Genomic DNA, 20,053 nt, shown 5'->3' on the forward strand with positions numbered 1-20,053 from the left:
ATGACCGCCTATGACTACGATCTGTTTGTAATTGGCGGAGGTTCCGGTGGCGTCAGGGCAGGGCGTGTCGCCGCAAGCCTCGGCAAGAAGGTCGGCATCGCGGAAGAATATCGCTTCGGCGGCACCTGCGTCATCCGCGGCTGCGTGCCGAAGAAGCTATTCGTTTACGCCTCGCAGTTTCATGAGCATTTCGAGGATGCCGCCGGTTTCGGCTGGGAGGTCGGAGCAAGCAGGTTCGACTGGACCAAGCTGATCGAGGCCAAGGACAAGGAGATTGCCCGGCTCGAAGGGCTTTATCGTCGTGGCTTGGAGAACAACAAGGCCGAGATTTTCGATAGCCGCGCGGAACTGGTCGATGCCCACACAGTGCGCCTCACCAAGAGCGGTAAGACGGTGACCGCGGAGCGGATCGTCATCGCCACGGGTGGCGTTGCAAACCCGCACTCGGCACTTCCCGGCCACGAGCTTTGCATCACCTCCAACGAGGCCTTCCATCTGGAAACCCTGCCGAAGTCGATCCTGATCGCCGGCGGCGGTTATATCGCAGTCGAATTCGCCAACATTTTCCATGGCCTCGGTGTCGATACGACCCTGATCTATCGCGGCAAGGAAATTCTTTCGCGCTTCGACCACGACATGCGCCGGGGCCTGCACAAGGCCATGGTCGAGAAGGGCATCAAGATCATTCTAACCGACGTCATTGAGGAAGTCGCAAAAGTGCCTGCCGGCGGACTGACGGCACGCACAAAATGCGGCGAGACGCTTTCGGTCGAGACAGTCATGCTGGCACTCGGCCGCGATCCCTATACAAAGGGTCTCGGGCTTGAGGCGGCGGGTGTAAAGACCGACGAGCGCGGCGCAATCATCGTCGACGAATATTCCCGGACCAATGTCGAAAACATCTATGCACTCGGCGACGTCACCGATCGGGTACAGCTGACGCCGGTCGCGATCCACGAAGCCATGTGCTTCATCGAGACCGTCTACAGGAACAACCCGACCTCGCCGGATTACGATCTCATTCCGACAGCTGTTTTCTCACAGCCTGAAATTGGCACCGTCGGTCTTTCCGAAGACGACGCAGCCAAGCGTTACGAGGAGCTGGAAGTTTATCGCGCCGAATTCCGCCCGATGAAGGCGACTCTCTCCGGCCGCTCTGAGCGGATGATCATGAAGCTGGTCGTCGATGCGGCAAGCCGCAAGGTTGTCGGCGCACATATCCTTGGCCACGAGGCCGGCGAAATGGCGCAGCTTCTCGGAATCTGCCTTAAGGCTAGTGCGACCAAGGACGATTTCGACCGGACGATGGCATTGCACCCGTCGGCCGCCGAAGAACTCGTGACCATGTACAATCCGAGCTATCGGATAAAGAACGGCGAGCGCGTCTGAGGACCGATCGATTTCAGAGTCCGGAGACGTTTTTCAAGGACGTCTCCGAGCACTGATCGTTCACCGAAACGAGCTGTCCAAAGCGGCTAGGCAAAGGCGGCATCACGGTCTATAAGCCGCCACTATTGTGAAGAGGAACGGCCGGACCCGGTGGTCCGGCCCCACAGGTGAGACAAATGGCACAGAATTGGACCCCGAGCAGCTGGCGGAACAAACCCATCCAGCAGGTTCCGGCATATCCCGATCCGGCCGCTCTGGCGGCTACAGAAGCCCAGCTGGCGAAGTTTCCCCCGCTCGTGTTTGCTGGTGAGGCACGCCGCCTCAAGGCGCAGCTTGCCAAGGTAGCGGAAGGCGATGCCTTCCTGCTTCAGGGCGGCGATTGCGCCGAGAGCTTCTACGAGCATGGTGCGGACAATATCCGCGACTTCTTCCGCTCGTTCCTGCAGATGGCCGTTGTCCTGACCTATGGCGCGCAGCTGCCGGTCGTGAAGGTTGGCCGTATCGCCGGCCAGTTCGCCAAGCCGCGTTCCTCGAACTTCGAGAAGCAGGGCGATATCGAGCTGCCATCCTACCGTGGTGACATCATCAACGGCATCGATTTCACCCCGGAGAGCCGTATTCCGGCGCCGGAACGCCAGCTGGATGCCTACCGTCAGTCGGCCGCGACGCTGAACCTTCTGCGCGCGTTCGCGATGGGCGGTTACGCCAATCTGGAAAACGTTCACAAGTGGATGCTTGGTTTCGTCAAGGATTCACCGCAGGGTGAGCGCTACAAGAAGCTGGCGGATCGCATCAGCGAAACGATGGACTTCATGCGTGCGATCGGGATTTCGGCAGACAACCAGCCGAGCCTGCGCGAGACGGATTTCTTCACCAGCCACGAAGCGCTGCTTCTCGGTTATGAAGAAGCCTTCACCCGCGTCGATTCCACCTCGGGCGACTGGTACGCGACCTCCGGCCACATGTTGTGGATCGGTGACCGCACGCGTCAGCTCGACCATGCACATGTGGAATATTTCCGCGGCATCAAGAACCCGATCGGTCTGAAATGCGGCCCCTCGCTGCAGCCTGATAACCTGATCGAGCTGATCGATGCACTGAACCCGGCAAACGAGGCTGGTCGTCTGACGCTGATCTGCCGTTTCGGCCACGATAAGGTTGCAGAACATCTGCCGAAGCTCATCCGCGCCGTCGAGCGCGAGGGCAAGAAGGTGGTGTGGTCCTGCGATCCGATGCATGGCAACACGATCACGCTCAACAACTACAAGACCCGGCCGTTCGACCGGATCCTGTCGGAAGTGGAGAGCTTCTTCCAGATCCATCGTGCAGAAGGCACGCATCCGGGCGGCATCCATGTCGAAATGACCGGCAAGGACGTGACGGAATGCACTGGCGGTGCGCGCGCGGTCACCGGTGCGGATCTGCAGGATCGCTATCACACCCATTGCGACCCGCGTCTCAACGCGGATCAGGCTCTGGAACTGGCCTTCCTTTTGGCCGAACGGATGAAGACCGGTCGCGACGAAAAGCGGATGGTCGTCAACGGCTGAGCGATATCGCAATTCATGCTTCAGGAATGAGAAAAGGCCGGCAATCGCCGGCCTTTTCTTTTTCGCATTCGCTGTAACCTCCGCATCTGTCATCGGCGGGGTATGGTGTCCAGATATCCGCCGGATCAGGCTTCGAGCGAAGCCATATCGATGACGAAGCGGTAGCGGACGTCGCTCTTGAGAACCCGTTCGTAAGCTTCGTTGACCTGCTGGATATTGATCTTCTCGATCTCCGAGACGATGCCCTTTTCGCCGCAGAAATCCAGCATTTCCTGGGTTTCCTTGATCGAGCCGATCATCGAGCCGGAAAGTTCCTTGGCACCGAAGATCAGCGAGAAGGCATGGACCGGGATCGGATGCTCTGGGGCACCGACGACAACCATGGCACCCTTCGGCTTGAGGAGCGCGAGATAGGCGTTCCAGTCGATTGCCACACCTGCGGTGCAGATGATCAGGTCGAAATAGCCGGCGAGCTTCTTGAAGGTCTCTTCGTCGCTGGTGGCGTAATAATCCTTGGCACCGAGCTTGAGGCCGTCATCCTTTTTCGACAGGGTCTGGGACAGTACGGTGACATCGGCACCCATGGCTGAGCCGATCTTGACGCCCATATGGCCGAGGCCGCCCATGCCGACGATGGCAACCTTCTTGCCCGGACCTGCCTGCCAGCGGTGCAGCGGCGAATAAAGCGTGATGCCGGCGCAAAGAAGCGGGGCCGCTGCGTCGAGCGGCAGGTTTTCCGGGATCGACAGGACGTAACCCTCCTTGACGACGATGGAGTCGGAATAACCGCCGTGGGTGGGGGCGTTGCCGTTCAGTGTGTCCACGTCGTTATAGGTCTGGACCAGACCCGGCAGGTAATGTTCGTTGTCGAGGTCGCGCGTGGCGCAGCCGACGCAGCTATCGACGAAGCAACCGACGCCGACGCGGTCACCGACCTTGAATTTCGTGACCTTGGAGCCGACAGCCTTGACGATGCCGGCGATTTCATGGCCCGGCACGATCGGGTAGACCGCGTTCTTCCATTCGTTGCGAACGGTGTGGATGTCGGAGTGGCAGATACCGGCGAACTTGATGTCGATGACGACGTCGTCATCATTCGGTTCGCGGCGCTCGAAGGTGAAAGGGGTGAGCGGGCTCGACGCGTCGGTCGCAGCATAGCCTCTGGCGATGGGCATGGGGAACTCCATTCATTGATGGGTTGAAAATCAACGGCCGGACTATGCGTCACGACACGGGGCGGGCGTTAGATCGATCCTCCAAGCTTCTTGCACGATCCTGCAAGATTGCGGCGTAGCCCTCGTTGCGAAGATCGCTACGCATTATAGAATGGACACGGTTAGACGCCCGCTTCGGAGAAATGGCTCAATGACACTCTCTTTCAATCCCTATCAGGAAATTGCCTCGATTGCGGCGCGCCATGGACGTGGCGAGGGAGACGGGACGACGGCGATCGACGGACTGGGAATCAGCCGGCGGACGTCGCCAAGCGAGCCTTGCCACGGAAGCTACAGGCCGTGTTTCGCGATGGTGATTCAGGGTGCGAAACGCGTTCAACTCGGCAGTGATACGATCAATTACGGCGCTGGCGACTACCTTCTGACCTCGCTTGAACTTCCCGTCGCGTGGCGGGTCGTCGAGGCCAGTCCCGAGGTTCCGCATTTCTGTATCACCGTTGCGATCAGCAGCGACAAGGTGCTCGATCTGATGGGCAGAAACGGGCTTTCCAAGCCGGTGGGGCCGAGCAAAAATCAACGAGGTATCGTGGTGAATGTCGCCACGCCCGAGCTTCTGGATGCTTCCGTTCGGCTTATGCGCTTGCTCGATCGTCCAAGTGATATCCCGTCTCTCTCGCCTCTGATCGAACAGGAAATCCTCTATCGCATCCTGACAGGGCCGGCAGGCGGCCAGTTGATCAACATCGCCATTGCCGACAGCCACGGCAACCGGGTGGCGCGCGCTATTGCCTGGCTGAAGGAAAACTTTGCCGGCTCGCTCAGGATCGAGGAGCTGGCCGAACATGTCGGCATGAGCGTCTCGTCCTTCCATCATCATTTCAAGGCAATCACGGCGATGACGCCGGTTCAGTACCAGAAGCAGTTGAGGCTTCACGAAGCCCGGCGGCTGATGCTGGTGGAGGGGCTCGACGTCGGCAATGCGGGCCACCGCGTCGGATATCAGAGCCCGTCGCAGTTCAGTCGCGAATATAGCCGCCTTTACGGCCTGTCTCCTGCGCGTGACATGGATGCGGTCCGGGTTTCGGCCACGGGCTGAGTTTTCACTTTTCCAGATTCCTATCAGCCGTGTGCAAGTCAGGCTTGACGGAAAGCAGAATTGCTTTATACGACGGAACCGTACCGTACGGTACCTGATGGGAGCAGTCGCAATTGAGACCGGACAACGCCGATACGCCGCAATTTTCGCCACGCCAGAACGAGGTTCTGGAACAGGCGCTTCGTCTTCTCGTCGAAGGTGGCGACAAGGCGTTGACGACGTCGGGACTGGCCCGTGCCGCAAGCTGCTCCAAGGAAAGCCTCTATAAGTGGTTTGGTGACCGCGACGGCGTTCTGGCCGCGATGATCGCCTATCAGGCGAGCAAGGTTCGTACCGCCGACCGTTCCGGCGAGAAACTGACGGATCAGATTCTGAAACAACATCTCGAACAGTTCGGGCGCGATCTTCTGGAGGTTCTGGGCGGCGACGTGTCTCTGGCGCTCAACCGACTGGCGATCGGCCAGACGAGCCGCGATGGATCGAAACTCGGCAAGCTTCTGGTCGAGCATGGCCGCAGGCAGATCGACCGTCGCGCCATGGCGCTGATGGAGGCCGGCAAGCGGGCAGGTCTGTTGCGTTTCGAGAATGCCGATGCTGCTTACCACACATTCTATGGCCTGATCGTCTCCGATCTGCATGTTCGCATGCTGCTGGGCGAGCCGGGGCTGAAGGACAATTCGCGCCAGGCGGAGAGGGCGGTCGAAGCCTTCCTTGCACTGCATGGCGTAGAGCAGAAAACCGCGGACGCGCTGCGCGTATCCGCCGGACGATAACACAACTGAAACAAACACTCGCATAGGGAAGGAATTTAAGATGCGCGTTTATTATGATCGTGATGCCGACCTCAACCTGATCAAGTCGAAAAAGGTCGCCATCATCGGCTACGGTTCCCAGGGCCGCGCGCATGCGCTGAACCTGAAGGATTCGGGCGCCCAGAACATGGCGATCGCTCTGAAGGCCGGTTCCGCCACCGCGAAGAAGGCCGAAGCCGACGGCTTCAAGGTCATGACGGTTGCCGAAGCTGCTGCCTGGGCCGACCTGATGATGATGGCAACCCCGGACGAACTGCAGGCCGACATCTACCGCGACGAAATCGCCGGCAACATCCGCGATGGCGCCACGATCGCATTCGCTCATGGCCTCAACGTTCATTTCGGCCTGATCGAGCCCAAGGCATCGATCGACGTCGTCATGATCGCTCCGAAGGGCCCGGGCCACACGGTTCGCGGCGAATACCAGAAGGGCGGCGGCGTTCCCTGCCTCGTTGCCATCCATCAGAACGCTTCCGGCAACGCGCTTGAACTCGCTCTTTCCTACGCCTGTGGCGTTGGCGGCGGTCGCTCGGGCATCATCGAAACGACGTTCAAGGAAGAGTGCGAAACCGACCTCTTCGGCGAACAGGTTGTTCTCTGCGGCGGTCTGGTCGAACTGATCCGCGCTGGCTTCGAGACACTGGTCGAGGGCGGTTATGCGCCTGAAATGGCCTATTTCGAGTGCCTGCACGAAGTAAAGCTGATCGTCGACCTGATCTATGAAGGCGGTATCGCCAACATGAACTACTCGATCTCCAACACGGCCGAGTGGGGCGAATACGTCACCGGTCCGCGCATCATCACGGAAGAAACCAAGGCCGAAATGAAGCGCGTCCTGAAGGACATCCAGACCGGCAAGTTCACCTCCGACTGGATGCAGGAATACCGTGCTGGCGGCGCCCGCTTCAAGGGTATCCGTCGTAACAACGACAGCCACCAGATCGAAGAAGTCGGTGCCAAGCTGCGTGGCATGATGCCGTGGATCGGCAAGAACAAGCTCGTCGACAAGGCCGTCAACTAATCGGCTCGGTCACCGAGTAGGGAAAACGCACCGCGCGGGATAACCGCGCGGTGCTCGTATCATCATTCCTTGGGCGGGATGACGCCCTTGGTGAGGATGAAGCAGCCATAGAAGCGGAGTTCGCCGGTGGCGACGACGCAATAGGCCTTTTTGGCCGTCTCGTAGAAGGCGTGGCGTTCGATTGCATACATCGGCGCAGGCTTGCTTTCGGCGGCATCGATCTCCGCCTGTATCTCTTTCTGAATGTCTGGGATTTCGTCCGGCTTGCCGATGACCTCCATGCGCCCGACCGAAGGTTGCAGCGGCGTATCGAGCGGAAGGACCGAAAGGATCGCCTTCAGGGCGCGCGGCGCCGAAATATTGTCCATCCTTATGACCTTGCCTAGCACCGTTTGGCGGGCGATCGAATCGGATGGGAAATTTGCATCTGCAAGCACGAGCGTATCGCCGTGCCCCATGGATTTCAGGGCATAAAGAAGATCGGCGCTCAGCGCCGGATCCAGGTTTTTCAGCATTCGTTTCTCCTCCAGAATACGGAAATTTCCTCGTCCGATGCGTTATCGCAGGCAAATGGCGAGACGCACAGAGAAATGTCATGGAGACAAAAAATGCCGCAGGAGATGATAGGTCAGTATTGCTGACCTGTCGAAATTTATATAAACGGATTGCAACAAAATTGAAATAACAGGAAACATCCCCATGCTAGATTGGGAACATATCTTCGCCACGCGCTCCAGCCGGATGAAAGCCTCCGAAATCCGCGAGCTGCTGAAACTGCTTGAACAGCCGGACATCATCTCCTTTGCCGGCGGCATTCCCGACCCCGCCCTGTTTCCTGCAGAAGAGTTCAAAGCGGCCTATGCCGATATCTTTTCCGGCTCCCAGGTGAACTCCGCTCTGCAATATTCCGTCAGCGAGGGTTACAAGCCGCTGCGCGACTGGATCGTCGCTGATGTCGCGAAGATCGGCATCGAGTGTTCCGCCGATAACGTGTTCATCACCTCCGGCTCGCAGCAGGCGCTCGATTATCTCGGCAAGCTGTTTTTGTCGCCAAAGGATACCGCACTAGTCACCTGGCCGACCTATCTGGGCGCACTATCTGCCTTCAACGCCTATGAGCCGAATTACGACCAGCTGTCGCTGAACGGCAACCGGACGCCGGACGCCTATCGCGATACGGCATCCAAGCTGGGTGGTTCGGTCAAGTTCGCCTATCTGTCTGCAGATTTTTCCAACCCGACCGGCGAGACGATCGACCGCGCGGGCCGTGAAAAACTGCTGGCGCTGGCGGACGAGCTGGATATCGCGATCCTCGAGGATGCGGCTTATCAAAACCTGCGTTTCGATGGCGAGCCTGTTGCCCCGATTCTGGCGCTCGACATCGCCCGCAAGGGCGGCATCGAAAATACCCGCACGATCTATAGCGGCAGTTTTTCCAAGACGCTGGCTCCGGGCCTGCGCGTCGGTTTCGTCATCGCCGCCATGCCGGTCATCCGCAAGCTGGTTCTGATGAAACAGGCGGCCGACCTGCATTCCTCGACGATTAACCAGATCGCCGTCGAACATGTCGCATCGCGGGGCTTTGCCGAACAGGTCGCCAAGATCAAGCGCGTCTATAGCGGCCGCCGTGATGCGATGCTGGCGGCGCTCGAAAAATACATGCCGAAAGGCACGACATGGACGAAACCGGAAGGCGGCATGTTTGTCTGGATCACGCTGCCGGAAGGCATGGACGGGGCCGAACTGCTCGCCAAGTCACTGGCGACAGAAAAGGTCGCCTTCGTGCCGGGCAAGGCTTTTTATGCGGATGGCAGCAATGCCAACACGCTTCGTGTGTCGTTCTCCTGCGCCAATGACGAGATGATCGACGAGGGCATCAAGCGCCTTGGACGTCTGGTCGCCAACGCATCCGTATCTGAACATGAAAGCCTGCCGATCATCTGATCGACAGTCGCATTCACAAGTTAAAAGGGCGGAAAACTCGAGTTTCCGCCCTTTTGTTTTCAATCCTTACCTGGACGTCAATCATTGTCATATGAGTGTCAATGTATATGTGTTTAAGCGCGTCATCTCAAACTGGATGACCCTGATGAAAAAGCTTCTCTCCACCTTCACGGCGCTCGTCGCGCTTGGTCTTTCCGGCGTTGCCAACGCTGCCGACCTCGTCATCTATACGAGCCAGCCGAATGCAGATGCGCAGGCAACCGTCGATGGCTTCAAGGCTGCCAATCCGGGCGTCGATGTCGAGTGGGTGCGTGATGGAACGCCGCAGATCATGGCGAAGCTCAATGCGGAACTCGCTGCCGGAAATCCGGTCGCAGACGTGCTGCTGATCGCCGACACGGTTACCTTCGAGCGCATGAAGGCCGCCGGCCAGCTGCTCGCCTACAAGTCGCCGGAAGCCAAGAATTTCGATGCCTCGCTCTATGATGCAGACGGCTATTACTACTCGACCAAGCTGATCACCACCGGCATCATGTACAACACCCAGGCTGCGATGAACCCGACGAGCTGGGCTGATCTTGCCAAGCCGGAAGCCAAGGGCCTCGTCACCATGCCGAGCCCGGTTGCTTCGGGTGCAGCGCTTATCCACGCACAGACGCTGGCTGCCGTCGACGGTCTCGGCTGGGACTATTACAAGCAGCTGAAAGACAATGGCGCGGTTGCAGCTGGTGGTAACGGTGGCGTTCTGAAGGCCGTCGCTTCCGGCGAGAAGGCCTATGGCGTCGTCGTCGACTACATGCCGATCCGCGAAAAGGCCAAGGGCGCTCCGGTCGAATTCGTCTTCCCGAAGGAAGGCGTTTCGGCCGTCACCGAACCGGCTGCGATCCTGTCGTCGACCAAGCATCAGGACAATGCCAAGAAGTTCATCGATTACCTTCTCTCCGAAAACGGCCAGAAGATCGCAGCCGGCCTCGGCTACATCCCGGCTCGCAACGGCATCGACCTGCCGGCCGGCTACCCGGCTCGCAGCGAGATCAAGGTTCTGCCGCTCAACGCTGCGGATGCGCTGAAAAACTCGGAAAAGGACGTCAAGACGTTCTCCGATATCTTCGGCACCAAGGGCTGATATAAAGCCTGATGTTCCGATCTCAGAATCGAGGAAACAGCCAGCCACGCTGGCTGTTTTCCTTTGTCGTCGTGGTGATCTTCTTCCTGAGCATCTTGCCGCTCGGACGTCTCGCCGCGACCGGATTTTCATCGCTTTTCAATGGCGGTGCCCGCGAGCTGTTGTCCGACCCGGCCGTGTGGCAGGCGCTTTACGACACGCTCACCACGTCATTTCTGGGCATGATCGCGGCCGTCATTCTCGGCGGCGGGTTCGCGCTGCTGCTGACGCTATTCGACGTGCGCGGCAAGACGGCCCTCGGTTTCTTGTTCATGCTGCCGACGATGATCCCGCCTCAGGTGACGGCGCTCTCATGGATCGGCATGACCGGCCCTTCGAGCGCATTGTTGAAGGCGATCGGCATGGCGCCGCCGCTCGGCTCACCGCAACCGCTTTATTCGATCGGCGGAATTGCGCTGCTTTATGGGGTGCAGAATGCACCGCTGGTTTTCCTGTCGCTGCGTGCCGGGCTTCTGGCGCTGCCGCGCGATGGTGTGGAGGCGGCCCGGCTTTCGGGGGCTTCGTCGTGGCAGGTATTGAAGGATATCATCCTTCCTCTGTCACTGCCCGGTTTCGTCGCCGGTGCGGCGATCGCCTTCGTCTCCTGCGTCGGTAATTTCGGTATTCCGGCGATCCTCGGTATTCCGGCCTCGATCTACACGCTGCCGACACTGATCTATTCGAAATTCGCCGCCTTCGGGCCGAATACCTTCGCCGATGTGTCGCTGCTCTCAGGCCTGATCGCCATTCTTTCGGTGATCGGTCTGACGGTCGAGGAACGGGTGCTGCGCGGGCGTGACTATCGCGTCATCGGGCTCTCCGGGCAGGTAGCGATGTTCCGGCTCGGCACCTGGCGTCCGATCGGTGAAATCGTCCTGTGGCTGGCGATTTTCATCACGCTGGTCATGCCGCTGACAGCGCTGATTGCAAGCTCGCTGGCGCCCGCCTATGGCGTGCCTTTGACGCCGGCGACCGCAACGCTGGATGCCTATCGCGAGGTCCTGTTCAAACAGGCGATCACCCGCACTGCCTTTATCAACTCCATCTCGCTATCGCTTGCGACGGCGCTTGGTCTCCTGGTGGTGACCGTGCTGACCGGATATTATCTCGTGCGCTCGAAAAGCCGGTTGGCACCGGTGCTTTCCGCACTTGCCGAAATCCCTTATGCGCTGCCCGGTATCGTGCTCGCGGTGGCCTTGATCCTCGTCTTCGCCGCTCCGATCCCGATCATCGGCATTTCGATCTACGGGACGATCTGGATCATTCTCGTTGCCTATTTCTCCAGCTTCTTCGCGGTCAGCCTGAAGCCGGTGGTGAGCGCCTTTCGGCAACTCGATCCGTCGCTGGAGGAGGCCGCACGGCTTTCCGGCGCAGGGTTCGGACGGCGCCTGATCGATATCGTCGTGCCTCTGGTGGCGCCGGCGGCAGGCGCGTCGGTCATTCTCGTCTTTCTCATTGCCTGCAACGAGCTCACCGTCTCGGCCATTCTATGGTCGGCCGGTACGCAGACGCTCGGTGTGGCGATCTATAATCTCGACGATAGCGGCAGCTTCAATCTCGCAGCAGCGCTCTCCGTCCTCGTGGTCATCATGGTGATCGCGATGATGCTGGCGCTGGAACTGATGGCGAAAAGACTGCCGAAAGGTGTGGTACCGTGGCGAAGCTGATCCTCAACCGCCTTTCCAAGGCATTCGAAACCGGCGGGCGTCCGGCCGTCAACGACGTGTCGCTTGAAGTGCGTGATGGCGGTTTTCTGGCGCTGCTCGGGCCTTCCGGTTGCGGCAAGACGACGGTGCTCAGAATGATCGCCGGTTTCGAGCAGCCGACCGATGGCTCGATCCTGCTCGGCGACCGGGTGCTTGCCGATGCCGGCGATATGGTGGCTCCGGAACATCGCAACATGGCGATGGTGTTCCAGTCCTACGCGCTGTGGCCGCATATGAGCGTCGCCGACAATGTCGGTTATCCGCTGAAAGTTCGCGGTGTCACCGGTGAGAGATGCACTGCCAAAATCCGGGAAGCGCTGGCAGCCGTACGGCTGGAAGCCTATGCGGATCGCCGCCCCGCCGATCTTTCCGGCGGCCAGCGGCAGCGGGTGGCGCTGGCGCGATGCCTTGTGACGGAGCCGGACGTGGTTCTGCTGGACGAGCCGCTTGCCAATCTCGACCGGCATCTGCGCCAGGAAATGGAAGAGACCTTTCGCGAATTCCATGCGCGGTCGGGTGCGACGATGATTTATGTCACGCATGACCAGGCGGAAGCGATGGCGCTGGCGACGGATGTCGCGGTGATGTCCGAAGGCCGGCTTCTGCAGGTGGCGAGCCCGCAGGAAATCTATGCGCGGCCTGAGGGCCGGCTGGTCGGCGGACTGGTCGGGCAGGGGGCGATCGTCACCTGGCCCGCAGCCTCGGTGGAGAACCGGCAGCTGGACTGGGATATTCTGCAGCAACTTCTGAGCCGCTCGGATGGCACCGAATGCGCCGATATTCTTATCCGGCCGCAGGATGTCGAGATTGCCGGCGAAGGCGTACCGGCGCGAGTGACATCCGTGCTGTTTGAAGGCGAGCGTTACGCGCTGAAACTGGCGCTCGGTGACGAGCAGGTTCTGCGTGCGTTCAGCCGTCAGCCGGTCCAGGTGGGCGACATGGTCTCGATCGTCATCCGATCCGCCTGGAGGCTCTAGCCGTCCTGAAAGTCTGTAGCCAGCCACATTTCGGCTGGCTAAGGTGCGCCTGCTAACAAGGAAGCATGCATGTCCCTTCGTCTCGGCACCTTCAATATCGAAAACCTCATGACCCGTTTCGACTTCTCCGGCTGGCGCAACCAGTTGCGTCAGGACAGGGTCTTGCGGCTGTTCGAAGTGGGCAGCAAACAGGAATACGAGCAACTTGAGCAGGCTCGGCTGATCGCCGAGACGGATGATACCCGCCAGCTTTCGGCTCTCGCCATCGCCGATGCGGATGCCGATATCCTGTGCCTGCAGGAAGTCGACAACATGCCGGCGCTGCAGGCTTTCGAATATGGCTATCTCTACCGGATGGTCGGCAACGGCTATCTGCAGAAATTTTTGGTTGAGGGTAATGATGGGCGAGGCATCGATGTCGCGGTCCTGATGCGCGAAGAGACGCGAAGCGGCCAGAAAATAGAAGTTCTCGATGTGCGTAGCCACGCGATGCTGACCTATCAGGATCTCGATCTGTTTAACGACGAACTAGCGCTTACCAGCCGACCGACCGACAAGATTTTCAAACGCGACTGCCTCGAACTGGATCTCAAAATCGGGGACAAGCGCTTGTCTCTCTACGTCGTGCATTTCAAATCGATGAGTAATTCACGCGACAACAAGGACGGGCGTATCGGTACGATGGCGCTCCGGATCGCGGAAGCAAAGGCCGTGCGACACATCATCGAGAAAAGATTCGGTACGGAGAATACCGGTCGAATGAATTTCGCTATCTGCGGCGACATGAATGATTATCAGGAGCGGGTGAAGGTGATCGGCACCCGCCGCACCGGCTATCAGTTCGAGCCTGTGACGGAGGAGATGAGTGCACTCGACGTTTTCAGTCACGACGACTTTGCGCACAATGTCATGACCCGGCGCGGCGTGATGGATCGCTGGACGCTTCATCATGCGCGCGGGCCAGAAGAACAGCATCTCTGCCAACTCGACTACATCTGGCTATCTCCGGCACTTGCGCAACATAATCTGGCTGCAGTGCCGGATGTCATCCGCAACGGCCAGCCGTTTCGCACGGTTTTTCCGCCGGGGCAGGAGGTGGAGCGCTATCCACGTATCGGCTGGGACAGGCCCAAGGCATCCGACCATTGCCCCGTGGTCGTGGAGTTCAATCTTCGATGACCATTGATCCTGCGGGCAAGCTTGGCGCAAAGCCCGATGGTATCTGGCCGCCGCCGACAAATCCTATTCGCATCGACGCCTTCAATCTTTCGGTCGTGGACGATCCGCATCCGCTCTATCTGGCGCACGAGAGGGAAATCGAGGCGAACTGGGAAAAGGAAGCGACAGCCAATCCGCATCTTTTCAACGGCCAGATGGTGTTGCAACGGCACCTGACCTACGACAGGGGCGTCATTCGCGGTGTGGCGCATGTCATTCCCTATTCGACGCTTCTGTGGTGGCGCAAGCAGCCGGAGCCAGAAGGGGCGCTGCATCTGTTCGGCTTTGCGGTGATCGTTTCATCCGATGGCGCCATCGTTGCCATTCGTATGAGCGATCGAACAGCTAATCCTGGGCAAGTCTATTGCGCGGCCGGCTCGCTCGACCTGAGCGACATTATTGATGGAAAACTAGATGTTGCCGGCAATATGGCCAGGGAAGTGCGTGAAGAAACCGGGTTGGACCTCTCGGAGGCTGCGGCCGACACGCATTTCTATGCCAGCCACAAGGATAATCGAGTCGTCGTTTTCAGGATATATCGCTTCCCGGTGACAGCCGAAGAACTCACCGCCCGAATCGAGGCGCATATGCCCCATGACGAGGAACAGGAGATCGACGCTGTCGTGGTGATCCGGTCTGCGGACCCCGAGGCTCATACCTATAATCCCTTGATGCTGCCGATCCTGGACTGGTTTTTCGCAAGCGTACGCAGTTAGCCTGCCGCCTTGCTTCCGCGCGTTCGGTCGGGCAGGGTGCGACACTGTCTTGAAGGGGAGGAGAGCCGTGGCAAGACATTATGCTATCTACGATGTTTTCACCGACCGGAGACTTTCCGGCAATCCGCTTGCCGTCATCTTCGATACGGAAGGACTTTCGGACGACGCCATGCAGGCGATCGCGCGCGAGATAAACCTGTCGGAAACCGTCTTTCTGTGGCCCGCGGAATCCAACGGGCATTCGGCGCAGATCCGCATTTTCACGCCGGGAAAAGAATTACCCTTTGCGGGACACCCAACGGTCGGTGCGGCCATCGCGCTTGCGGAGCGAGACCACGAGCCGGGGGTGACGGAGCTCGATCTTATGTCCGTGCTGGAAGAAAAGGTTGGCCCGGTTCGCTGTGCGATCAGGATGCGGAAGGGCGAGGCGACCTTCGCCGAGTTCGAGCTTCCGCGCCGCCCGGTAAGGATCGACATCCCGCTGGATCGGGAAGGTATCGCGGATTCGATTACGGTCAAAACCACTGACATGGCGTTTGAAAATCATACTCTGTCGATTTGGACTGCAGGGGTTCCGTTTCTGCTCGTGCCGCTGCGCAATCTCGCAACGGTGCAGAATCTGGAATTTGAGGCGACCCTGTGGGAGCGGGTAGCCCCATTCGTCGATGGTGCGCTCGCTTCAGCCTATGTCTATTGCAGGGGCGGCGTGCATCATCAGGCGAAATTTCACGCACGGATGTTTTCACCAGATATGCGGATATGGGAGGATCCTGCGACTGGTGCCGCGGTTGCCGCGCTGGCGGGTGCGATCCAGCAATTCGATGCCTTGCCGGAGGGACATCATCCGATCATCGTGGAACAAGGTTTGGAAATCGGTCGCGCATCCTTCATTCATCTGCATATCGATTCCAAAGGTGGCGAGATCGCCAAGGCACGTATCGGAGGGCAGGCGGTGAAGGTCGCGGAAGGCATGCTGCACATCTGAAAAATATTCACGGGCGGGAAGTCCCACGAAATAAGGCTTTTCACCGAAATCGGTGATTTTTTTGAGCAGTTGCACAAAGAAAATGATTTTGGCCGCTAGACAAGCCAAAATAAGCTCTTTATACGGCCACTCACACCAACGGCGCAGGCCACTGAGGCAGTTGGTTACGGGTGATTAGCTCAGTTGGTAGAGCAGCTGACTCTTAATCAGCGGGTCGTAGGTTCGAGCCCTACATCACCCACCATATCTTCCTAAAACAACTATATGACAATAGTTTATCGCTGAAAACAAAGTTTTCGGCGATCGGAACTTCTTTGGCTTTCCGCGCATTTTACCGGCAATTCCAATCTTTATGGGCTGCTTGGCGTGCGCGCGATTTTTACTCTTGTCTCCACAATAGTATGTGCGGTGATTCTGTTCGCCGCAGGCCTTGTTGTCGTGGCTTATGCGACGCGAGACTACGAGCCGCATCATTTCGCCCATATGGAAACACCCGACTTGTGGACGTCGAAGCCAACGGCCGTCGATCCGGCCAAACAGGGCTACGAGCGCATCGAAGGCGTTCAGGTGGCTGACTACGTCGCGCCGACCGATGGAGACGTGGAGACCGCTTCCTTTGCACGTAGCGAGGAGCGGGTTTTGAAGACACAGGACATCGCGGAAAATGCTGCCGAGGCCGTCCAACCGGTCGATAGCGCCGCGACGGGTAATGCGCAGCTAAGTGCCGGGCATGTGGATTGGTGTCTTGCTCGTTACCGATCCTATCAGGTCGAGGACAACAGTTATCAACCCTATGGCGGCGGTCAACGGCGGGAATGTGTGTCACCGGTCATTGACACTGCTTCCGTCCAGCCAGCAACGGACTTGTTTGCTGCCGGTGGGCATGAGCCGGCGAGGGATATTGCTGTCGCGTCGCCTGTCGTGATGGTCTCGCAGGAGCAGCAGACCGCAGACGTGAGGTCGATGCCTATAGGTACACACGAGGCATGGTGCCACGATCGCTACCGCTCCTATCGAAGCGAAGACAACAGTTACCAGCCGTTCGATGGAGGCCCGCGTCGGGCATGCACGTCACCCTACGGCTGATCCGCAAGGCAGTGGAGCATCAGCTTGCCTCACGCATGAGCATGCGGTTTTCCTCGACCTTCAACGTCTGTACGCGCTTGGCGAGCCAATCGACAACGACGCGCACCTTGTTACTGAGATGGCGGGTCTGAGGATAAACGATGTAGAGCGGGAAACTTTCGCAGGCCCAGTCCGACAGGATCGGAACGAGCTTACCCTCCTGCATGGGCTTCAGGGCCATGAAGCGCGGCACCTGTGCGACGCCGACACCGGCGATAGTCGCATCCAGATAGGAGCGGGCATCGTTCACCGAGACGATGTAGTTCGGATCGATCTCTACCTGCTCGTCGCCGCGCGTGAAATTCATCTGCATGATCTTGCCGGATGGCGCCTGTAGATAACCAACGCAGCGATGACCATTATTGAGGTCTGTCGGATGCGCCGGCTCGCCCATTTTCTCCAGATAGAGCGGAGCGGCATAGGCCTGCATGCCGATTTCTCCGACCTTTCGGACAATCAGCGACTGGTCTGTCGGGGTGCCTCCGCGAAGCGCGCAATCGACGTTTTCTGCAATGTAATCCACCAGCCGGTCACCGACGCCGATGTCGAGCTTAATCAGCGGATATCGTTCATGAAAATCGCATAAGTGCGGGATGATAAGGAGGTCGGCAAAGGCGCCTGCCATTTCCAGGCGGACACGGCCGCTGGGCTGTGTCTGGGAGGTTGAAAGACTACCGTCGAGCTCGGCGATGTCGGCGAGGATCTGGATCGCCCGCTCGTAATAGAGGGCGCCGTCGGTCGTCACCATGACTCGCCGCGTCGTGCGGTTGAGCAGGGTGGTGTGCAGATGCGCCTCAAGCGCCTGCACCATGTTGGTGACGGTGGTTTTCGGGATGTTGAGCGTCGTCGCCGCACGGGTGAAGTTCCCGGTCTCGACGACCCTCACGAAAACACGCATTGCCGATAGCTGGTCCATGGAATTCTCCTTGTGACGCGATTATCCATGAATTTGGAAAAGTGTTGCCGATCACAGCATATTGCGCTCGCGATCCCGAACAATAATATCTGAATACGAATTCGCCGCAAGACCTGTGGCTAAAACGGAAGAAACGTCATGTCGCTGCGCTGGGAAACATTGGAGATCGATGGGCCTTGGAAGGCCGCTATCCCCGTGCGCATTCACAAGGGCAATGTGCAGGGGGCAAAGCCGCCGGTCGTGCTCTATCTGAAGGGTGATGCATTTCAGGTGCCGACAGATCAGGACGCTCCGCGGCCGGTCGTCAGTGCTCTTGAAGAGGCCGGTGCGGTCGTGGTCGAAGCCGACTACGGACGCGTGTCGGGCAATGTATTCCCCAAGGCAATGGAATGCGCGTTTTTGGCGCTCTATGGCCTCAGCAAGAAGCTGAACGATTATGGCAAGGGCAAATCGCCCCTGCTGATTGCCGGCGACGAGGCTGGCGGCAATGTTGCCGCGGGAGCCGCGTTGAAGGCGAGGGACCAGATGCCGGGCCGGCTTACCGGGCAGGTTCTGCTATCCCCGATGATCGACCCGATGATGACATCGGCCTCGATCCGCGGTGCCGACGAGATCGGCATGCGTGAACGCTGGTCGGACGGATGGAGCCATTATCTCGGTTCCGCCTGCTCGATGCAGCACCCCTATGCCGCGCCTTGTCTGTGTTCGCGGTTATCGGGTGTCGCGCCGGCGCTGGTCATGACATCTGAAGACGATCCTCTGCGCGATGAAGCGCTCGGTTATGCCGACAAGCTTTCCGGCGCAGGGGTGAGTGTCACCAAGCGTGTATTGCCCGCCGGCAGTGGTTGGACGGGCCTGTATCATGGTGTTGGCGGAGCTTGGCTGGCCGGGCTCTGCACGGAGTTTTCGACCTTCGTTCGTCAATTGACGAGCTGAGGCCAGAAGTTTCTGCCCCGCATTTTTTAGTTCCAGGAAACGATAACAGCCCTTCCCAAGGCTGAAGGAGTTCACAATGACAGTGAAGACACCCCGCTGGGCCCTGTTGGGCGCCTGCTTGACCACCTCTGTGCTTATCGCAGGCGCAGCCTTCTATTTCGATATGCCGAACGGCGCCAATGCCGCTTCGCCTGTCGAGGCCGCGGCACCGGCCGCCATTCCGGTTACCGTTGCCACCGTGCAGCCCCGCAAGGTTGGCACATGGCAGGAATTTTCCGGCCGTCTGGAAGCCGTCGATCGTGTCGACGTTCGTCCTCGCGTCGCCGGCGAGGTCAAGTCCGTCCATTTCCGTGAAGGCGGGCTGGTCAAGGCTGGTGACTTGCTGGTGACACTCGATCCCGAGCCTTACATGGCGGCCGTCGCCGAAGCGGAAGGTTCCGTTGCCTCGGCGGAGGCAAAGCTTGCCTTTGCCGAAACCGAACTCGAGCGCGGCAATACCCTCCTGTCGCGCAACACGATCTCGCAGAGTGATCTGGCACAACGACAGAGCACGCAGCGCGAGGCCAAAGCCAATCTCCAGTCGGCCAAAGCAGCGCTTCGTGTCGCCGAACTCAATCTCGGTTACACCGAAATCAAGGCACCGATTGCCGGACGTGTCGGCAGAATAGAGGTCACTGTCGGTAATCTGGTTGCCGGTGGCTCCGCCTCGGCACCACTGACGACGTTGGTTTCCGCCGATCCGATCTATGCGAGCTTCGATGCCGACGAGCAGCTGGTGACCCGCACGCTCGCGGAACTGCCGCTTGCCGATGGCCAACCGGCGATCGATCAGGTTCCGGTGGAAATAGCAACGCTTGATCCGGGCGCTGAACCGATCAAGGGGCATCTGCAACTCATCGACAACCAGGTCGCGGCCGGCACCGGCACGATCCGGGTGAGGGCGGTGTTCGGTAATCCGGGCGGGCGCTTGATTCCCGGCCAGTTCGTGCGGGTGCGCATGGGCGAGCCTGCGCCGATGGACCGTGTTCTCGTCAGTGAAAAGGCGCTCGGCAACGACCAGGACAAGAAATTCGTCCTCGTGGTCGACGGCAAGAATACCGTCGCCTATCGCCCGGTCGAACTGGGTGAAGCCATCGATGGCATGCGGATCGTCGAAAAGGGTCTCAATGCCGGCGACCGCATCATCGTCAACGGATTGCAACGCGTGCGCCCCGGCGCAACGGTTGAGCCGCAGGACGAAGCGAAACTCGCCTCGAAGTAAAAACCGGGCCGGTTGACCGGCCCTTCCAACACTGAACCAAACGATCGCCCGCGGCAGTGTG

Annotated in this window: 18 protein-coding genes and 1 tRNA gene; 16 read left to right on the plus strand and 3 right to left on the minus strand. The window is 59.2% G+C overall.

The window, feature by feature from the left end:
* Both gor and HNQ72_RS01460 read left to right on the plus strand, forming a co-directional pair.
* Window positions 1-1,389, plus strand: a complete 1,389-nt coding sequence (gene gor, locus HNQ72_RS01455) for a glutathione-disulfide reductase (protein ID WP_183989242.1) — start codon at window positions 1-3, stop codon at window positions 1,387-1,389.
* Between the two features lie 176 nt (window positions 1,390-1,565).
* A complete protein-coding gene (locus HNQ72_RS01460; RefSeq protein ID WP_183989243.1) occupies window positions 1,566-2,939 on the plus strand; it encodes a class II 3-deoxy-7-phosphoheptulonate synthase in 1,374 nt (457 codons plus the stop codon).
* Window positions 2,940-3,064: 125 nt separating this feature from the next.
* Here the strand turns inward: HNQ72_RS01460 and HNQ72_RS01465 are convergent, their stop codons facing one another.
* Window positions 3,065-4,114: an NAD(P)-dependent alcohol dehydrogenase gene (locus tag HNQ72_RS01465; protein ID WP_183989244.1), complete on the minus strand. Its 1,050-nt coding sequence runs from the start codon at window positions 4,112-4,114 to the stop codon at window positions 3,065-3,067.
* Window positions 4,115-4,304: 190 nt separating this feature from the next.
* Between HNQ72_RS01465 and HNQ72_RS01470 the strand changes: the two genes are divergently transcribed.
* The 3 genes from HNQ72_RS01470 (at window position 4,305) to ilvC (ending at window position 7,043) form a co-directional block, all read left to right on the plus strand.
* Window positions 4,305-5,210 carry an AraC family transcriptional regulator gene (locus tag HNQ72_RS01470; RefSeq protein ID WP_183989245.1) on the plus strand — a complete coding sequence of 302 codons (906 nt, stop codon included), beginning with the start codon at window positions 4,305-4,307 and terminating at the stop codon, window positions 5,208-5,210.
* A gap of 113 nt (window positions 5,211-5,323) precedes the next feature.
* Window positions 5,324-5,983: a TetR/AcrR family transcriptional regulator C-terminal domain-containing protein gene (locus HNQ72_RS01475; protein ID WP_183989246.1), complete on the plus strand. Its 660-nt coding sequence runs from the start codon at window positions 5,324-5,326 to the stop codon at window positions 5,981-5,983.
* A 40-nt stretch (window positions 5,984-6,023) separates the two neighbouring features.
* On the plus strand, window positions 6,024-7,043 hold the full coding sequence (gene ilvC, locus HNQ72_RS01480; RefSeq protein ID WP_183821713.1) for a ketol-acid reductoisomerase: 1,020 nt from the start codon (window positions 6,024-6,026) through the stop codon (window positions 7,041-7,043).
* Window positions 7,044-7,105: 62 nt separating this feature from the next.
* Here ilvC and HNQ72_RS01485 read toward each other — a convergent pair whose 3' ends face one another.
* Complete coding sequence (locus tag HNQ72_RS01485) at window positions 7,106-7,558, minus strand: RbsD/FucU family protein (RefSeq protein ID WP_183989247.1); 453 nt, start codon at window positions 7,556-7,558, stop codon at window positions 7,106-7,108.
* Window positions 7,559-7,742: 184 nt separating this feature from the next.
* Here HNQ72_RS01485 and HNQ72_RS01490 point away from each other — a divergent pair, with 184 nt between their 5' ends.
* From HNQ72_RS01490 to HNQ72_RS01530, 9 genes are all read left to right on the plus strand, one after another.
* The gene (locus HNQ72_RS01490) at window positions 7,743-8,987 is read left to right on the plus strand and encodes an aminotransferase-like domain-containing protein (RefSeq protein WP_183989248.1); all 1,245 of its coding nucleotides are present in this window, start codon (window positions 7,743-7,745) and stop codon (window positions 8,985-8,987) included.
* A 145-nt stretch (window positions 8,988-9,132) separates the two neighbouring features.
* Entirely contained in the window at window positions 9,133-10,113 is a 981-nt protein-coding gene (locus HNQ72_RS01495; protein ID WP_183989249.1) for an ABC transporter substrate-binding protein, read from the plus strand.
* Between the two features lie 11 nt (window positions 10,114-10,124).
* Entirely contained in the window at window positions 10,125-11,819 is a 1,695-nt protein-coding gene (locus HNQ72_RS01500; protein ID WP_183989250.1) for an ABC transporter permease, read from the plus strand.
* Window positions 11,807-12,835, plus strand: a complete 1,029-nt coding sequence (locus tag HNQ72_RS01505; RefSeq protein WP_183989251.1) for an ABC transporter ATP-binding protein — start codon at window positions 11,807-11,809, stop codon at window positions 12,833-12,835. Before HNQ72_RS01500 ends, HNQ72_RS01505 begins: the two co-directional genes overlap by 13 nt.
* A gap of 69 nt (window positions 12,836-12,904) precedes the next feature.
* Complete coding sequence (locus HNQ72_RS01510; RefSeq protein WP_183989252.1) at window positions 12,905-14,014, plus strand: endonuclease/exonuclease/phosphatase family protein; 1,110 nt, start codon at window positions 12,905-12,907, stop codon at window positions 14,012-14,014.
* Window positions 14,011-14,769 (plus strand): NUDIX hydrolase, encoded by a 759-nt coding sequence (locus HNQ72_RS01515; RefSeq protein ID WP_183989253.1) that lies wholly within the window; start codon window positions 14,011-14,013, stop codon window positions 14,767-14,769. The genes HNQ72_RS01510 and HNQ72_RS01515 overlap by 4 nt, the downstream gene beginning before the upstream one ends.
* 67 nt (window positions 14,770-14,836) lie before the next feature.
* Complete coding sequence (locus HNQ72_RS01520; RefSeq protein ID WP_183989254.1) at window positions 14,837-15,754, plus strand: PhzF family phenazine biosynthesis protein; 918 nt, start codon at window positions 14,837-14,839, stop codon at window positions 15,752-15,754.
* A gap of 168 nt (window positions 15,755-15,922) precedes the next feature.
* Window positions 15,923-15,998: transfer RNA gene (locus HNQ72_RS01525), tRNA-Lys, on the plus strand.
* A gap of 164 nt (window positions 15,999-16,162) precedes the next feature.
* Entirely contained in the window at window positions 16,163-16,840 is a 678-nt protein-coding gene (locus HNQ72_RS01530; protein WP_183989255.1) for a BA14K family protein, read from the plus strand.
* Window positions 16,841-16,859: 19 nt separating this feature from the next.
* Here HNQ72_RS01530 and HNQ72_RS01535 read toward each other — a convergent pair whose 3' ends face one another.
* Entirely contained in the window at window positions 16,860-17,795 is a 936-nt protein-coding gene (locus tag HNQ72_RS01535) for a LysR family transcriptional regulator (RefSeq protein WP_183989256.1), read from the minus strand.
* Window positions 17,796-17,933: 138 nt separating this feature from the next.
* Here HNQ72_RS01535 and HNQ72_RS01540 point away from each other — a divergent pair, with 138 nt between their 5' ends.
* Window positions 17,934-18,731: an alpha/beta hydrolase fold domain-containing protein gene (locus tag HNQ72_RS01540; protein WP_183989257.1), complete on the plus strand. Its 798-nt coding sequence runs from the start codon at window positions 17,934-17,936 to the stop codon at window positions 18,729-18,731.
* Between the two features lie 76 nt (window positions 18,732-18,807).
* Complete coding sequence (locus tag HNQ72_RS01545; RefSeq protein ID WP_183989258.1) at window positions 18,808-19,992, plus strand: efflux RND transporter periplasmic adaptor subunit; 1,185 nt, start codon at window positions 18,808-18,810, stop codon at window positions 19,990-19,992.
* Window positions 19,993-20,053 lie beyond the last annotated feature (61 nt).

Origin of the sequence: Aliirhizobium wenxiniae, from assembly GCF_014201355.1 — a bacterium.
GTDB classification, from domain to species: Bacteria; Pseudomonadota; Alphaproteobacteria; order Rhizobiales; family Rhizobiaceae; genus Neorhizobium; species Neorhizobium wenxiniae.

Excerpts from the sequence above, each read along its gene's own strand:
- gor (WP_183989242.1), top strand. The coding sequence starts at position 1 with ATGACCGCCTATGACTACGATCTGTTTGTAATTGGCGGAGGTTCCGGT.
- HNQ72_RS01460 (WP_183989243.1), top strand. The coding sequence starts at position 1,566 with ATGGCACAGAATTGGACCCCGAGCAGCTGGCGGAACAAACCCATCCAG.
- HNQ72_RS01465 (WP_183989244.1), bottom strand. The coding sequence starts at position 4,114 with ATGCCCATCGCCAGAGGCTATGCTGCGACCGACGCGTCGAGCCCGCTC.
- HNQ72_RS01470 (WP_183989245.1), top strand. The coding sequence starts at position 4,305 with ATGACACTCTCTTTCAATCCCTATCAGGAAATTGCCTCGATTGCGGCG.
- ilvC (WP_183821713.1), top strand. The coding sequence starts at position 6,024 with ATGCGCGTTTATTATGATCGTGATGCCGACCTCAACCTGATCAAGTCG.
- HNQ72_RS01485 (WP_183989247.1), bottom strand. The coding sequence starts at position 7,558 with ATGCTGAAAAACCTGGATCCGGCGCTGAGCGCCGATCTTCTTTATGCC.
- HNQ72_RS01490 (WP_183989248.1), top strand. The coding sequence starts at position 7,743 with ATGCTAGATTGGGAACATATCTTCGCCACGCGCTCCAGCCGGATGAAA.
- HNQ72_RS01495 (WP_183989249.1), top strand. The coding sequence starts at position 9,133 with ATGAAAAAGCTTCTCTCCACCTTCACGGCGCTCGTCGCGCTTGGTCTT.
- HNQ72_RS01500 (WP_183989250.1), top strand. The coding sequence starts at position 10,125 with ATGTTCCGATCTCAGAATCGAGGAAACAGCCAGCCACGCTGGCTGTTT.
- HNQ72_RS01510 (WP_183989252.1), top strand. The coding sequence starts at position 12,905 with ATGTCCCTTCGTCTCGGCACCTTCAATATCGAAAACCTCATGACCCGT.
- HNQ72_RS01515 (WP_183989253.1), top strand. The coding sequence starts at position 14,011 with ATGACCATTGATCCTGCGGGCAAGCTTGGCGCAAAGCCCGATGGTATC.
- HNQ72_RS01535 (WP_183989256.1), bottom strand. The coding sequence starts at position 17,795 with ATGGACCAGCTATCGGCAATGCGTGTTTTCGTGAGGGTCGTCGAGACC.
- HNQ72_RS01540 (WP_183989257.1), top strand. The coding sequence starts at position 17,934 with ATGTCGCTGCGCTGGGAAACATTGGAGATCGATGGGCCTTGGAAGGCC.
- HNQ72_RS01545 (WP_183989258.1), top strand. The coding sequence starts at position 18,808 with ATGACAGTGAAGACACCCCGCTGGGCCCTGTTGGGCGCCTGCTTGACC.